The sequence below is a fragment of the Amycolatopsis sp. NPDC051716 genome, assembly GCF_040681595.1.
Classification (GTDB): domain Bacteria; phylum Actinomycetota; class Actinomycetes; order Mycobacteriales; family Pseudonocardiaceae; genus Amycolatopsis.
This window is the reverse complement of record NZ_JBFAZA010000020.1, coordinates 159,090-174,311: the sequence shown is the minus strand read 5'-3', so window position 1 is coordinate 174,311 and position 15,222 is coordinate 159,090. Positions and strand designations below refer to the sequence as shown.

General features: G+C 69.9%; 13 protein-coding genes. 6 read left to right on the top strand and 7 right to left on the bottom strand.

Annotated features, from left to right (window positions below):
* Positions 1-90: 90 nt before the first annotated feature.
* From AB0M30_RS27190 to AB0M30_RS27165, 6 genes are all read right to left on the bottom strand, one after another.
* Complete coding sequence (locus AB0M30_RS27190) at positions 91-1,548, bottom strand: glycosyltransferase family 39 protein (protein WP_364588888.1); 1,458 nt, start codon at positions 1,546-1,548, stop codon at positions 91-93.
* 485 nt (positions 1,549-2,033) lie between these two features.
* Complete coding sequence (locus tag AB0M30_RS27185; protein WP_360173781.1) at positions 2,034-2,699, bottom strand: LuxR C-terminal-related transcriptional regulator; 666 nt, start codon at positions 2,697-2,699, stop codon at positions 2,034-2,036.
* Positions 2,700-3,101: 402 nt separating this feature from the next.
* Complete coding sequence (locus AB0M30_RS27180) at positions 3,102-6,395, bottom strand: DUF2961 domain-containing protein (protein ID WP_364588885.1); 3,294 nt, start codon at positions 6,393-6,395, stop codon at positions 3,102-3,104.
* A gap of 206 nt (positions 6,396-6,601) precedes the next feature.
* Complete coding sequence (rfbB, locus tag AB0M30_RS27175; RefSeq protein WP_364588882.1) at positions 6,602-7,576, bottom strand: dTDP-glucose 4,6-dehydratase; 975 nt, start codon at positions 7,574-7,576, stop codon at positions 6,602-6,604.
* 5 nt (positions 7,577-7,581) lie between these two features.
* Complete coding sequence (gene rfbA, locus AB0M30_RS27170) at positions 7,582-8,466, bottom strand: glucose-1-phosphate thymidylyltransferase RfbA (protein ID WP_364588879.1); 885 nt, start codon at positions 8,464-8,466, stop codon at positions 7,582-7,584.
* 77 nt (positions 8,467-8,543) lie between these two features.
* Positions 8,544-9,812 carry a macrolide family glycosyltransferase gene (locus AB0M30_RS27165; protein ID WP_364588876.1) on the bottom strand — a complete coding sequence of 423 codons (1,269 nt, stop codon included), beginning with the start codon at positions 9,810-9,812 and terminating at the stop codon, positions 8,544-8,546.
* Positions 9,813-10,081: 269 nt separating this feature from the next.
* Between AB0M30_RS27165 and AB0M30_RS27160 the strand changes: the two genes are divergently transcribed.
* The 5 genes from AB0M30_RS27160 (at position 10,082) to AB0M30_RS27140 (ending at position 13,849) form a co-directional block, all read left to right on the top strand.
* Complete coding sequence (locus tag AB0M30_RS27160) at positions 10,082-11,101, top strand: Gfo/Idh/MocA family oxidoreductase (RefSeq protein ID WP_364588873.1); 1,020 nt, start codon at positions 10,082-10,084, stop codon at positions 11,099-11,101.
* On the top strand, positions 11,101-11,871 hold the full coding sequence (locus tag AB0M30_RS27155; RefSeq protein WP_103344215.1) for an NAD-dependent epimerase/dehydratase family protein: 771 nt from the start codon (positions 11,101-11,103) through the stop codon (positions 11,869-11,871). The genes AB0M30_RS27160 and AB0M30_RS27155 overlap by 1 nt, the downstream gene beginning before the upstream one ends.
* Positions 11,872-11,952: 81 nt before the next feature.
* A complete protein-coding gene (locus tag AB0M30_RS27150) occupies positions 11,953-12,453 on the top strand; it encodes a helix-turn-helix domain-containing protein (RefSeq protein WP_364588870.1) in 501 nt (166 codons plus the stop codon).
* Between the two features lie 14 nt (positions 12,454-12,467).
* A complete protein-coding gene (locus AB0M30_RS27145; RefSeq protein ID WP_364588867.1) occupies positions 12,468-12,818 on the top strand; it encodes a hypothetical protein in 351 nt (116 codons plus the stop codon).
* Positions 12,819-12,820: 2 nt separating this feature from the next.
* Complete coding sequence (locus AB0M30_RS27140) at positions 12,821-13,849, top strand: alpha/beta hydrolase (protein WP_364588901.1); 1,029 nt, start codon at positions 12,821-12,823, stop codon at positions 13,847-13,849.
* A 5-nt stretch (positions 13,850-13,854) separates the two neighbouring features.
* Here the strand turns inward: AB0M30_RS27140 and AB0M30_RS27135 are convergent, their stop codons facing one another.
* Positions 13,855-14,274 carry a hypothetical protein gene (locus AB0M30_RS27135; RefSeq protein WP_364588865.1) on the bottom strand — a complete coding sequence of 140 codons (420 nt, stop codon included), beginning with the start codon at positions 14,272-14,274 and terminating at the stop codon, positions 13,855-13,857.
* A 313-nt stretch (positions 14,275-14,587) separates the two neighbouring features.
* On the opposite strand from AB0M30_RS27135, the gene AB0M30_RS27130 reads away from it, so the two are divergent.
* The gene (locus AB0M30_RS27130) at positions 14,588-14,938 is read left to right on the top strand and encodes a hypothetical protein (protein WP_364588904.1); all 351 of its coding nucleotides are present in this window, start codon (positions 14,588-14,590) and stop codon (positions 14,936-14,938) included.
* Positions 14,939-15,222: the final 284 nt, after the last annotated feature.

Below are 15,222 nucleotides of genomic sequence, written 5' to 3'. Positions count from 1 at the left end.
GCACCGAAGGCCGCCTTCGGTGCGTTCAACGCACCGAAGGCCACATTGGGGCGCTCTTCCCGGACGTCAAACAACTTGCGACGCGCGACACTAGCTGGTCCGCAGGTGCGGCCAGATCTCGTTCCACGGCTGCCGACGGCCCTCGTACAACGTCAGCAAGCCGCCGACCACCTCGCGGCTGCTGCTGAAGTAGGGCGCGATCTGTTCGCCTTCGCCGCGGCTCGGGTTGACGACGAGGACCTTGTCCTTGGTGTCGGACGGCATCCCGAAGTACCAGTAGCCCCGGTGTCCGCTGTAGACCTGCTCGATGCCGTAGGCGCGGCCGTAGTAGTCGGTCGCCGCCGCGAACGGGTAGATCTCGGCGAAGACCGCGGTGTGCGCGCGCACCTCTTCGGGCAGTGCGGCGTACGCCTGGCCCGCGCGGATGCCGACGTCCCGCTGGGGCAGCTCGCCGCTCGCGAACGTCGAGCCGAGCGGGATGCCCTGCCACGACTGGGGCATGCTCTGCACCTTGCTCGCGGGGTAGATCGGCAGCTGGACGACGGCGAGCACGGCCGAGAGCGCGAACACCGGCCAGACCAGCAGGCGCCAGGGCTTCGCCATCCTGCGCCGGCTCAGCTCGGCGGCCGCGGCGCCGAACGGCAGCGCGTACAGCCCCATCGTGTAGTAGAACCGCCCGTCGGTCAGCAGGAACGCGACGAACGTCGCCAGCAGCGCGACCGCGAGGAACCGGTAGCTCCGGAGCTCGGGGGCACGCAGCAAGCGCCAGTACCCGTAGCAGAGCCCGAGCACGCCCGCCAAGAACCCGGCGCCCGACACACTCGTGATGACGAAGGCCACCTTGCCGGTGGACTCGCCCGCGACGACCTGGCCCATCTGCAGGTACGGCCAGCCGTGCGTGGCCTGCCACACCAGCGTCGGAACGGTGCAGACCACGGCCACGGCGGCGCCGAGCCAGAGCATCGGCCGGCGCAGCAGTTCGCGCGGGCCGAGCACGAGCGCGCTGAGCCCGGTGAGCACCCAGAACGCCGGGATCATGAACTTGGTCTCCAGCGAGACCGCGGTGACGATGCCCGCCCAGAGCAGCGGCCGGTCGTCGCGGACGCCGGCCCGGTGCAGCCGCACCCAGCGGACCACCAGCCAGGTGAGCAGGGTCCAGAAGAACGGGTCGAGGGTGTAGGTCGCCAGCCAGTGGCTGACCGTGATGACGCCGCTGCAGGCGTAGGCGCCGGCGGCCATGGCCTGCGCGCCCTTGCCGCCGCCGAGTTCCCGGGCGATGAGCGCGGTGATCCCCGCGCCCGCCGCGGCCGCGAGGCTGACCGGCAGGCGCAGGGCCACCAGCGAATCCGGGAACCACCGGTCCAGCAGGCCGGCCAGCAGCGGCACGAGCGGCGGCTGGTCGAAGTAGCCCAGGGCCGGGTGATCACGCCCGGCGATGAGGAAGTACATCTCGTCGAACCCGCGGGCGTAATTCGCGCTGGTCACCACCATCACGACGCCGACGAGGAAGACAATGGCGAGTACCGGCCCCCACGCGATGCGAGGCACCGCAAGGGAAGCGGGAATCGGTGTCGCAGTGCCGGCTCTCGCGGCGCCTGCCGGGGCGGTCAGCGTCCGTGCGTTCTTGGAAAGCATCACGGGTACCGGCGGTCCTTTCAGTGGGAACCAGCTCGACTCTCAGATGTCAGATACCCATCTGACCGTGGATCAAGCGCGGTTTCGACCTCTCCAAGGTCCAGGATTGGTACGGATGACCCAAGACTTTGGTATGCCCCGACAGGATCGCGTGAAAGGATATTACCCCATTTGGGTAATGCCGTCGGGAGGATGAGTACGGTGAGTAATCGAATCTCGAGAAGTGAGGGGAAGTGTGCCGACGCCGACGGGTGATGTCTAAACCTAATGTGACCCAGATCTCACGAAGGCCGGTCTACCTGGCGTCGATGGCCGGTCTGCAAGAAAAGGGCACCGCGCCCCCTTTGCGGAGTGCGCGGTGCCCTTTTCGGTAGGTGTAAAAACGCTTACGGTGTTGTTTAGTGAATGTTTTCCGGTGAAACCTTCGGTGGCCATTGGCCGACGGGCAGGATTCCTTGCGCGTACGCCTTGGAAACCAGTGCGGAACGGTTGGGAGTTTTGAATCGGCGCAGCATCGCGCTGACGTGGTACTCGATCCCCTGTCTGCTCAGGTAAAGCTTGGTGGCCAGTCGTGCGGTCGAAATGCCGGTGGCGATCCCTTCGAGCACGCGCGCGTCCAGCTCGCTCAGCGTCTTGCGCTGGTCGGGCTCGGGCGGGGGTACCGCCGCGCGGGCTCGATCCGGCCTGAGCAGCATGACGATGCCGCTCACCTCGCCTCCGGCCTTGCGGACGGCGATTCCGGTCAACATGCCGGAGGCCACCGTGAAGCTCGGCCGTTCGGCCAGCATCCGGGTCGTGAACCGGTCCCGGGTACCCGCCCGGAGTCCGGCCAGGTGCTGGGAGACGAGACGTTCGACGCTGGGATGGACGAACTTGCTGAACGTCCGCCCGTAGACGTCGGTCGCGGACCGGCCGAGGTAGTGGAGAAACTCGGCGTTCGCTTCCAGTACGAGGAGGTTGTGGTCGAGATTGGCTACACAGAATTCGGAAAGCTGACCGGCGGCTGCCGGCCACCCTGTTCGCTGCGTCGGGCAAATAGCTCCCGGTGCCGGCGAAGCTTCCATACGCACATTCATTAGTAGACCCCCCAGAGACCTACGAATAATGTTAATTGTATATTAATTGCATGTATGCAGAAGCCATGGTGAACTTCTAACCATAACCTATCAGCAGTGGGTGGGTCAGTCAACCAGGCTTTGATAAGTGTTGAAGTCGGGAGTTTTACTCCTGGGTTAAGTGGACTGAACGGGAAATGATCATGGCTAATAAGGGACCGATTCCCGTCATTCATGCGAGCTGTTCTCGGCCGGGCAAGAGACCTTGGGATATCTTTCGATATACCTTGGTATATTTTTCTGTTGCCTGGATCTCATCCCCTTGTCGTGGCTCGCAAAACAGCGCGGCCGGCTCGTCTCGAAGCCGGAGAGGGTGCGGTGCCCCCGAAGATCAGTGTCCTCGGCCGCGGATCAAACGAGTGTGAGAACAAGCTTATCCAGACCGAACACCAGCGCGGCCGACGCCGCGTTCTTTCCGGCGCTCCGGACCGCGAGCTCGTGCTTTCCGGCGGTCAGCCGCACGGTGCCCCGGTCGTTTTTCACGACTGCCTCGCTGCCGGGCCGGTAGGCGTCGAACGGCTCGCCGATCGCTTTCCCGTCGAGCTCGATCGCGCCCAGGCCGCGTTCGGGGGAGGCGGACCAGAATGCGCTCAGCTCGTACTCCCCGTCCCGGGGCACCGAGACGGACGCGGTGAAGCCGTCGCCGGGGTGGTCCGCCGCGGCCAGCACGTAGGCCGTGTCCGACATGAGGGGACTCAGCGGCACGTAGAGCTGCACGTTCGACTGCGCCTTCGAGGCGAGCGCCTCGGCCTCGATCTCGTATTGCCGTCCCGCGGTGCCCGCGACGGCGGCGGAGGCAGCGCTCGCGTTGCCGGCGCCGTCCACCGCCCGGACGCGGTAGTACCACCGGTCGCCGGGACCGGCGCCGCGGTGCTGGAACGAGAGGCCGGTCGTGGTGCCGGCGAGGTTCGCCGCCGTCAGGGGCACATCGGGCGTTTTCGCCGCGTACACCTCGTACTGCGAGATCATCCCGTCGTCGCGGGCCGGCGCCCACGCGACGTTCACGGAGTCGGTGCGGTCCGCCCTCGCGCGCACCGAACCCGGCACGGCCGGTGGGGTCGTGTCGGCGAAGGGGTCGACGCGGGACAACAGCCGGTACTGCGAGGCCGACCACGCGGGCGCGCCGGCTTTCGGCCGGAGTTCGACGGTGAGCTCGCGCTTGTTCCCGGTCAGTGCGGCGGGCAGCGGGAACTCGTCCTCGAGCCAGCGCGAGGTCTTGTCGTGCAGGGGTTGCCGCCACGTCCCCGCCGCCGTGCCGTTGACGAACACCTCGGCTTCCTGGCCGGCGAGCTGCTGATCGGCCAGCCGCCGGAGGAGCGCGCCGCGGTTGTTCGGCGCGGTCCGCACGGTGAACGTGACGGTGCCGGTCGCCGAGGTCGTCGGCCGCTGCAGCTTCGCCCGGTAGGCCACGCCCTCGACCGTGCTGTCCAGGGTGGACACGGTTTCGCCGCCGGCCCGGTAGCCGTGTGCCGTCCGGCTCGCGCCGTCGGCGGTGTCGACGAGGTCGGTTTCCCGCAGCCCCAACTTTTCCTGGCCGTACCAGTACGAGGTCCAGCTGTGCTCGACCGGATCGGTGTTCACCGAGCCGCGTTCGGCGGAGAACCGCAGTGAGCCGGCGAACGGGATCGAGTCGGTCAGCAGCAGCTTGGTCGCGCCGACGCACAGGGCGGTACAGCCGTCGGCCTGCTCGGAGAAGCCGGACAGCGCGGCCGTCGGTGTCGACCCGGGCATGGTGATGCCGAGGAAGTACCAGCCGCCGCCGTAGAAGTCCTCCGTGCCGGTGCCGTGCAGCGCGGGTGTCGCGCGGCCGTCGACGTAGGCGCGCTCGTCGCCCTCGAGGAATTCGAGCTGGTTCAGGCCACCCGGCGCGCCCCGCATCGTGTCGGTGACACCGTAGAAGGTCCCGCGGCCCCGCGCGTCGAGCAGCGGCACGTCCTGGCCGTCGGGGAGCCTGCCCGACTTGCCGTGGGTGGCGTGGAAGTAGCCGATGGACTGGGCCGCGAGCTTGCCGGCGACCGAGCTGTCCGGCGCCGAGGTGACCTCGACCTTCGCGCCGGTGATGGGCACGCCGGCGTCGTTCACGAGCTCGACCTCGGCGTGGCCGGCGAAGGGCATCGGCCACCACGCCGTGAACCAGCCGCCCGGCGAGGGGTCCACGGCGTACAGCAGGGTCCTGGTGTCGAACGCGCCGAGCCCGGAGCCGAAGAACTCGCCGATGGGCGCGTCGACCGTGGTGCGCCCGTCGAACGAGATGCGCAGGCGCGCCCCGGCGAGCAGGGCGCGAGAGCGCTCCGCGGCGGCTTCGGGCACCGGGATGCGCAGCTTCCGGAGCCCGTGCCACACCTCGCCGCGGTTCGTGTAGTCGTGGGCGCGTTCCTCGGCGGCGTGCCAGTGGCCGACGTCGAGCGTGTCGGTCCTGGTGTAGGAGCCGTCGACGAGACTGTGGACGTCGAAGCGGAACTCGGTGGCGCGGTCCGTGCCCGGGCCGGTCTTCGTCGTGATCGCGAGCGACGATTTGCCCGCCGTGAGCTCCGCGGGCACCTGCAGCGACTCGAACGCGGCATCGCCGGCGGCCGTCGCCGTGACGTCCGCCCGCTTGCCGTCGACGAACACCTGCGCGCGCGGCCCGGCCTCCGCCGGATCGACCTCGCGCGTGAGCCGGACCCCCTGGTTGCGGGGATCGATGGCGACGCGGAACGAACTCCCGCCGCCCGCGCCGAGCGTCCGGCCGTCTTCGTAGCCCGCGGAGGCCGGCACGACCTGTGGAAGGGCGACGCGCAGCCGGGTGATGCGGCCGGGGCCCGTCAGCCGGACCGGCTCGGTGGCCCGGCCGCTCGGGATGTCGGCGGTCCGGGTCGCGGCCGTCGCGCCGGCGGCCGGTGGTTTCGGATCGTCGAAGCCGAACCGCCGCAGCCGCTGGACCACGTCGCCGGCGGGGTCGGCGGGGTCGAACGTGCGCACCTGGGACGCGTCGTCGAAGTCGCGGTAGTCGACGTGGTAGAACAGCGGCGAGCTGCTCATGGTGACCCGCATCGACTGGCGGTAGGGCATCGGGATCCCGATCGACATGCCGCCCTTGGTGCCGAGGCTGTCGCCGACCAGCGGCCAGACGAACGGCCCGCCGAGTTTGCCGGACACGACGTCGCCCATGCGGGCGGCGAGCACCGTCTTGCCGTCGAGTTCGATCTTGATCGTGTTGTTCTCGTAGCGGTCGGGCGGCGGCACGTGGGCCGCTCCGGCCAGGTCCGGCGGCCCGGCCGCCTGCTTGATCGCCTGCTTGGCCGGGGGATCCGGCTCGTCGGGGGGCGTGTCGCCGACCATCCAGATCGAGGTCAGCTCCCCGGCGCCGGTCCGGTCGGCGATGACGCAGCCGTCCGGGCTCTCCCGCAGGCAGGTGTAGGTGCCGAAGAAACCGTCGTCGTTGGCGCCCGACCGGTCGAAGCTGGAGAACCGGCCGCTCCGGTCGCCCGTGCGCAGCGAGCTCAGGCCGTCGAGGTCGCGGTAGACGTCCCAGCCGCCGCGCTGGGCTCCGGGAGCCGCCGCCGCGGACGGCACGCCGCCACCGGAAGCCGTGGCGACGCCGGTCGCGGCGGTGGCGAGCACCAGAAACCCGGACAGCAATCGTTTGCATCGATCGGACCGCACGATGTAGTACTCCCCCAGAGCACTAGGTGATCAATGATGCCGACGTTAGAACATCGGGTGGTTGCTCGCGCGATGGTCTGCGGCTTTGAGGGAAAATGCCAGTCCTGTCCACGTCGGGCCTGGTCAAGGGTTGCCGTGCCCCGGGTGGGGGTGGGAAGCTGGGACACTTGGGGGATGGCCCGCTCCAGGAGCCTGCGCCGCCGCGGTCAGCGCGCCTTCAGCGGCTCCCACCACGACCGGTTGTCCCGGTACCAGGAGACGGTCTCGCGAAGCCCGGTCTCGAGGTCGACCCGCGGCCGGTAGCCGAGCTCGGCCGACGCCTTCGTGATGTCGACCGAGTAGCGGCGGTCGTGGCCCTTGCGGTCGTCGACCGGGAGGATGGCGGACTCGTCGCGGCCGGTCGCTTCGAGCAGCCGGTGGGTCAGCTCGCGGTTGGTCAGCTCGGTTCCGCCGCCGATGTTGTAGACCTCGCCGGCCCGGCCGCCGCCGGCGACCAGCTGGATGCCCCGGCAGTGGTCGTCGACGTGCAGCCAGTCGCGCACGTTGAGCCCGTCGCCGTACAGCGGGACGCGGAGGCCGTCGAGGAGGTTCGTGACGAACAGCGGGATGACCTTCTCCGGGAACTGGTACGGACCGTAGTTGTTGGAACAGCGGGTCACCGAGACGTTCAGCCCGTGCGTGCGGTGGAAGGCGAGCGCGATCAGGTCGCTCGACGCCTTCGAGGCCGCGTAGGGGGAGTTGGGCGAGAGGGGGAAGTCCTCCGCCCACGAGCCGTCGTCGATCGAGCCGTAGACCTCGTCGGTGGACACGTGCACGAAGCGCCCGACGCCGGCGTCGAGCGCTCCCTGGAGCAGCGTCTGGGTGCCGACCACATTGGTCCGGACGAAATCGGCCGCGCCCTCGATCGAACGGTCCACATGCGACTCGGCGGCGAAGTGCACGACCAGGTCGGCGTCGGACATCGTCTGCTTGACGATCGCGGGATCGCAGACGTCGCCGACGACGAACCGCAGCCGCTCGTCGGCCTCGACCGGGGCGAGGTTGGCCCGGTTCCCGGCGTAGGTCAGCAGGTCCAGCACCGTCAGCACTTCCGGTTCGAATCCGGGGTAGGCGCCGGAGAGCGCCTGCCGGACGTAGTGCGAACCGATGAACCCGGCTCCGCCGGTCACCACGACGCGCATCCGGCTCACCTCCCGTTCCGTTGTGCGGCGAGCGCGATTTCCATGACGTACTGCCCGTAGACCGACTTGCTGATCCGTTCGCCGAGCCGGTGGCAGGCCGCGGGGTCGATGAACCCCATCCGCAGGGCGATCTCCTCGAGGCAGGCGATGCGCACGCCCTGGCGTTCCTCGAGCGTCTGCACGTAGTGCCCGGCTTCGAGCAGCGACTCGTGCGTTCCGGTGTCCAGCCACGCGAAGCCGCGCCCGAGATCGACGACGTGCGCGCTGCCCCGCTCCATGTAGGTCGCGTTGACGTCGGTGATCTCGAGCTCGCCCCGCTTGGAGGGGGTCAGGCCCTTGGCGATCTCCACCACGTCGTTGTCGTAGAAGTAAAGCCCCGTGATCGCGCGGTTGGACTTCGGCTCGGCCGGCTTCTCCTCGACCGAGATCAGCATGCCGTCGTCGTCCACCTCGCCGATGCCGTGCCGGTGCGGGTCGGACACCGCGTAGCCGAAGAGGACGCAGCCCTTGAGGTCCTGCGTCTTGGCCTTGAGCATCCCGGAGAAGCCGGGGCCGTGGAAGATGTTGTCGCCGAGGATGAGCGCGGCGTCGTCGTTGCCGATGTGGTCGGCGCCGATGATGAACGCCTCCGCGAGGCCGTTCGGTTCCGGCTGTTCGGCGTAGCCGATCCGCAGCCCGAGCCAGGAACCGTCGCCGAGCAGGCGGCGGAAGGCGGGCAGATCGGTGGGTGTGGTGATGATCAGGATCTCGGTGATGCCGGCCAGCATGAGCACCGACAACGGGTAGTAGATCATCGGCTTGTTGTAGACCGGCACGAGTTGCTTGGACACGGCGAGCGTGACCGGGTGCAGCCGGGTGCCGCTGCCGCCGGCGAGAATGATGCCCTTCATGGGAAACCTCGTGAGGTTGTCGGGACGAACGGAATGGGGGCACCGCGTCCGGGATCGGTGGCGGCGGAGGGGAACGTTCAGGGTGCGGTCGTGTGCGGCCACAGCGACTCGAGCACGTCCGCTGCCCGGACCGAGCCGCCGGCCTCCCGGATTTCGGTGTGCATGCGGGCGACGTGCCGGGCGATCCCGGGATCGGTGGTGACCGACTCGACCGCCGCCCGGATCGTCGCGCCGGTCGCGTCGGCGGGGTCGAGAGTCTTGCCGAGCCCCACCTTCTGGAGGTGGCGGGCGAACGTCACGGCGTCCGGTTGCTGCGGCACCATCACCACCGGCACGCCGTGCCGCAGTGCGTCGAGGACCGTTCCCGCGCCCGCCGAGCAGACCACGGCGCGCACCTGGGGGAACACTGCGTCGTGGTCGACCCAGTCGTGCGCCTCGACGCCCGCGGGCAGCCGGTCGACGTCGGCCGCGCCGAGGTGGCCCGCCGTCGCGAGGACGACCCGCCAGCCGCTGCCCGCGAAGGCGTCCGCGCAGCCGCGGAAGAACTCCGGGTTCGCGGTCGCCGACGTGCCGAGCGAGACGAGCACCGCGCGGTCCCGGTCCTGGTGCGGGCGCAGTTTGCCGCTGTCCGGCCCCGGTTCGGGGCCGACGAACGCGAAGGTGTCGTCGAACCGGTCCGCGTAGGGCTGGAGGGCCTTGGGGATGAAGACGAGGTTCGCCGAAGCCGCGCGGCCGCGCTGGGCGTACTCGAACGCGGCCTCGTCGAGCCCGTACGGCACCAGCGAGGTGAACAGTTCCTCGCCGGCCCGCTCGATGATCGCCGTGTCCGGGATCAGCGGGTTCTCCGGAGCCGGCTCGCCGCCGTCGAGCGAGACCTCGTCGTTGCCGCCGAACCCCGCGAACGTCCGCACGACCGGGCAGCCGGCGTCGCGGGCGACGAGGGCGCTGGTCGCGGTGCTCAGCGCGTCCTCGAGCACCAGGTCGGGGAGCTGGTGCTCGAGGTGCTTGCGCGCGGCCGGCAGGGCCGCCAGCCCTTCACGCAGGAAATCGACGAGGAGTGCGGTCAGCTCTTCCGGGGTGTCCACCGGCCCCACCGCGGCGGGGAAGCGCGACGGGTACGGCACGACGTCCGCGCCCGAGGCGGCCACCGCGTCGGCGTACGACTCGGCGGCGAAGTAGGTGACCCGGTGTCCCCGGCGCAGCAGTTCGCGCACGACCGGCAGGGTCGGCCGGATGTGCCCGAACCTGGGGAAGTTGAAGACCGCGACATGACGGGGGCGGCCGGCCTCGCCGCGGCGAGGCACTCTCGGCGCGTGCGGGAACTCGGCGGCGGTTGGCTTGGACACGCGACCACCATGCCGTCCGCCGAGGTCACGGCCAACCGACGGTGCCGAGTAATGAGAGATTCCCTAGTGGGTCGCACGCGGCGCCGGAAGAACTCCCGATTCCCGCCTAGTGTTGGCCGACAGAACTCGGGGAGTGGCCGAGTTTTCCCGTGAGGAGAGTGCATGTCCCGCCACCGCGAACCGAGTTCGCCCCACCCTCGAGCCGTGGCGCCGCGTTCTGAAGCAGGCACGCGGTCGCGGAACACGCCCGCTTTTCCGAGGGGGTTGCGATGAACGAGCACGCCGGCCCGCCGTTGCGCCTGGGACTGATCGGGTGTTCCCCGATCGCCCGCCGCCGCATGCTGCCGGCCATCGGCCTGGTGGACACGGTTCGCTTGAGCGGCGTCGCCGCGCGCGAAGTCGAGCGCGCGAAGGAGATCGCCGCGGAGCTCGGTACCGTCGCGAGCGGCTACGAGGAGATCCTCGAACGCGACGACGTCGACGCGGTCTACATTTCCTTGCCCAACGGGCTGCACTGCGAATGGGCGGGAAACGCGTTGCGCGCCGGCAAGCACGTGCTGTGCGAGAAGCCGCTGGCGACCACGCGCGAGGACGCCCTCGAGCTGACCGAGCTGGCCGCCCGCAACGGCCTGGTGCTGCGGGAGAACTTCAGCTTCGAACACCACAGCCAGCACACGAAGGTGCGGCAGCTCCTCGCCGAGGGCCGATTCGGTACACCGAGGACGTTCACGGCTTCCTTCTGCATTCCGCCGCTTCCCCCGGACGACACCCGCTACAACGCGGCACTGGGCGGTGGCGCGTTGCTCGACATCGGGGTGTACCCGCTGCGGGCCGCCCAGCTGTTCCTCGGCCCGGACCTGACCGTGACCGGCGCGACCCTGCGCATCGACGAGCGGCTTTCGGTCGACCTCTCCGGCCAGGTGCTGCTGGTTTCCGCCGACAGCGTGTTCGCGACGCTCGACTTCGGGATCCAGCACAGCTACGGCTCGCGGTACTCGCTGTGGGGGAGCACGGCGTCGGTCGCGCTCGATCGCGCTTTCACGCCGCCCCCGAGCCGGCTGCCCGTGTTGCGCATCGACGAGCAGGACCACGCCGAGGAGATCGTGCTGCCGCCGTCGGACCAGTTCCGCAATTCCCTCGAAACCTTCGTGGGGGCGGCGACCGGGCCGGTGGTGGACGAAGACGTCGAGCGTCCGTGGCGGGACGCGGCCGTGACGACCGCCGGCCTCATCGACGAGATCCGCAAGAAGGCCGTGTGCGTCGGTGTGCGTGACGAAGGCGAGAGTTGATGGAGATCATCGGAAACGGCTTCATCGCGGGGCACGCTCGCGCGTACTTCGGCGCGGCGCATCCACACGCGACACTCATCGCAGCGGGAGTGTCCAGTGTGTACCTGACCGACGCACCCGCGTTCGAGCGCGAAGCGAAACTCGTCTACGACGTGATCCGCCGGTGCAAGGCCGAAGGACGCACGGCGGTCTTCCTCTCCACGGCGGCGGCCGGGATGTACGGCGCGCCCGACTCGCCGGGCACCGAGGAGGGCCCGGTGTTCCCGGAGACCCACTACGGCCGGCACAAGCTCGCGCTGGAGGCGGTGTTCGCGGCCTCCAGCGTGCGCTGGCTCGGGTTGCGCCTGACGCACATCGTCGGCGAGATGCAGGTGGCCCACCAGCTCCTGCCCTCGCTCACCCGGCAGCTGCTCAGCGGCAAGGTCACCGTCTACAGCGGCGCTTCGCGGGACCTGCTGGACATCGAGCACCTGATGCGGGCCGTCGACCTGCTGCTGACCCGCGACGTCCGCGACGAGATCGTCAACATCGCGTCGGGACAGCCCGAGGACATCGAGCTCATCGTCGACGGTCTCGAACAGCGGCTGGGGACGCAGGCCGAGCGGACCGTGGTGCACGGCAAGCCGGCCAAGCGTTCCGTCGCGAGCATCGCGAAGCTGCGCAAGCTGGCGCCGGAGATCGACGACTTCGGCTTCGGCCCCGGCTATCTCGCGGCGCTGCTGGACCGCTACGTCGACGACCTGGCGGCTCACGCCAGCAAGGCGCTTTAGCAGCACTCCGCGCGGTCGGCCTGGACCGTTGAGGAACGATCGTTCTTGACTGATCGTTCCTCAACGGTCTACGGTCGTGCCATGGGCCGGCCAAGAGCGTTCGACGAGGACGAAGTGGTGCGCGCCGCCGTCGCGTTGTTCGGCGGCCGCGCGTACGACGGGGTGTCCGTCGACGACCTCGTCACCCACCTCGGCGTGCACCGCAACAGCCTGTACAAGGCGTTCGGCAGCAAGCGCGGCCTCTACCTGGTCGCGTTGCGCCGTCACCTCGCCGACGACGTCGGCCCCTTGGCCGAAGCGCTGGCCGCGGCACCGGACGCCGCGACCGCGCTGCGGCTCGTCACGTCGGCCGACCTCGGCCTGCTGCTGCTCGCGGCGGTCGAACGCGCCCCGGCCGACGAGGAGGTCGCCGCCGAGGTCGCCGCGGCGCTGGCCGCCGTCGACCAGGCGATCGCCGGCGCCCTCGGCATATCCACCGAACTGGCCGCCGCCCTCACGGCGGCCGCACTGGGCATCCTCCTGCGCGGCAACCCCGACGGCGCCGCCGCCGCGCTGACCCACCGTCTCGATCCGCTCGATTGACAAGGAAAACAGACATGGCACTGGTCCACATCGACGGCGACGACCTCGTCGTCGTGATCGAAGGTCTCGACAAGCTCTGGGCCTTCAAGAGCAGCCTCACCATCCCGCTGGCCAACGTCCGCGGCGCGACCGCCGACCCCGGCATCGCCGCCGATCCCAAGGGAATCCGTGCGCCGGGTGCCCACCTGCCCGGCGTGATCACGGCGGGCACCTTCCACCTCGACGGCGAAAAGGTCTTCTGGGACATCAAGGATCCGTCGAAGGCCGTCGTGATCGAACTCGCCGACGAGCGCTACGCCCGCCTGGTCCTCCAAGTCGACAACCCGCGCGAGACCGTCACGCTCGTCGAGAACGCCCTGCGGTGAAGATGTTCCCCCACCTCACCGCGGCCGTGATGTCGCTGGCGGTCGTGACCGCCGCCCCGGCCGAGGCGGCGCCCGGCCTCGTGCCCGCCGCCGACCGCGAAGTCGTCTTCACGGTCGACGGGACGGCGACGTACGGCACCCTCCACGTGCCCGCCCACCGCGCCGGGCACCGGTTGCGCGCGGCGCTGCTGCTGCCCGGCAGCGGCCCCACCGACCGCGACGGCAACCAGCCACCCCACGCGTCTCCGAACACCCTGGCGCAGCTGGCCGCCGCCCTCGACGCCGACCGGATCGCCACGCTGCGGTTCGACAAGTACGGCACCGGCCGCACCGGCCTCGGCGCCTACCGCGACCACCCCTCGGAACTCGATTACCCGGCGTTCGTCCGCCAGGCAACGGCCGCCTACGCGTCGTTGCGCGACCAGCCGGAGACCGACCCGCACGCGCTGATGGTCGTCGGGCACAGCGAGGGCGCGATGACGGCCCTGCTGCTCGGCGGCACCGCCCACCCGCGCCCGGCCGGCCTGGCCCTGCTGCAACCGCAGGCGATCCGCCTGCTGGACCTGGTCGCGCTGCAACTGCACGCCCAGGTCGCCGAGGCGGCCCGGCAGGGCCAGCTGACCCCGGAGCAGCAGCGGACCATCGACGCGGCGATCGACGCCGCCGTCAAGGCTCTGCGCGAACACCGGCCGGTCGACACCACGGGCCTGCCGCCCGCCGTCGCCCAGCTCTTCGAGGCCTTCCAAGGCCCGAGCGGCCGATTCGTGGAGACCGACGACGCCATCTACCCGCCGGCGGCCGCCGCGGCCCTGCGGCCGGGGACCAGGGTGCTGGTTACCTGCGGCACGAACGACGTCCAAGTCCCTTGCGCCACAACGGACGCCCTGACCGCCGCACTACGCCGGGCGCGCGTCGGCGGACCGGGCCGGGTGCCGCTGCCCGGACTGGACCACCTGCTCCACGACGCCGACCACCCGGACACCCCCGCCCCGGCCGCGCTCGACGCCCTGCACCGGTTCGCGGCACGCTGAGTTCGTCACCCGGCGCCTGGGGGTTTCGGCCGCCCCGGCTCCACGCCGAACTTCTCGATCACGAACCGCCAGAACAGCGGCACGGCCTCATCGCTGGTCCGGAAGACCTGATCATCGTGACCGGTCGCCGAACGATGCTCGACAAAGACCCCACCCGCGCCGACAAAGCCCGACGAAGGAGACCGCACAACAACAACCTCGACCGGCGGCCGCGCCGGCACCGGCCGGGTGGTGACCACCAGGTCGTGCATGGACGTGAGCCCCGCCAGGTGTTGGTCACCGCCACCGGCCAGCACACTGTCGACGATGTCGGCCAGGTGGCGGAACTCCGAGTGCCGAGTGGCCATCTCGTGAAATCGAGTGGCGATTTCGGCCCACGGGACCTCGTCGAAGGGACCGGACCAAGCGCGCGAGTTCATCCGCATGCGATCAGTGTGCCAAGCACGCGCCAGTCCACCGACGCTGCCCAGCACAGGCCGACGTCGACATCCGGCTCGGCTGGACATGCCGGCGGTTTCTCCTGGCGCCGCATTCGACGCTGTTGGCCCACTCCTGTTGATCGGCTGGGCGGAGGTCGGCGCCGGCCCGCTGCAGGCGATCGGGGCGACGAGCCGGTCCGAAGGAGTCTCCGGACCGGGCGGGGAGGCGCCGAGCAGGATCGAGCCGCCGGCGCCCGGCGCCGACCAAAGTCCGGCGAGGCCGAAGGGGACCGAAAGCAGCCGGGCACATAATCCGGCCGTGGTCACCCGGTTCTGGCCTACGCTGGACGTCATGACTCGCCATCTCCGCCTCGCCGGTGGTTGTGCAGCCGTAGTGCTCCTGGGATTCCTGACCGCCTGCAGTGGCGACGAACCGCCGAGCCGGGAGGTGATCATCGCGAAGATCAAGTCCGATCCGCAGACTCAAGGCACGTCGGACCGCACGGCCGGATGTCTCGCTGAGTGGTACCTGAAATACGCCACGGCGGACCAGGTTTCGGCCTTCGTGGCCGGCAAGGCGGGAGATCGCCCGCTCGACCAGGTCGCCGCGGATCCGCAGGCCAAGGCCGCCATGCTCGACTGCCTGAAGGCCGCTGCCGACGATCGGTGAGAGTGCCCGGCTTGTGCCCGATTGTGCGAAGATGACGCTGTTTGGGCTATGGCGCGTGATCCAAAGCTGGTTAGGCTGAGGATCAGCAGCGGCCGCCGGCACCATCGTCAAAGGGGGGGATGGCTTCCGGCGGCCACGATCTGGGGGGATCAGTGCACGGTAGACGTGGCTCTGGTGTGCTCTCACGCGTCCTGGTCCTGGCTCTGGTGCTTGCGGTGGTCTTCGTCGGACTGCCCGCATCCTTGCCGCTTTCCCTGGGAGGCAGCCAAAACAACGCACGCCGC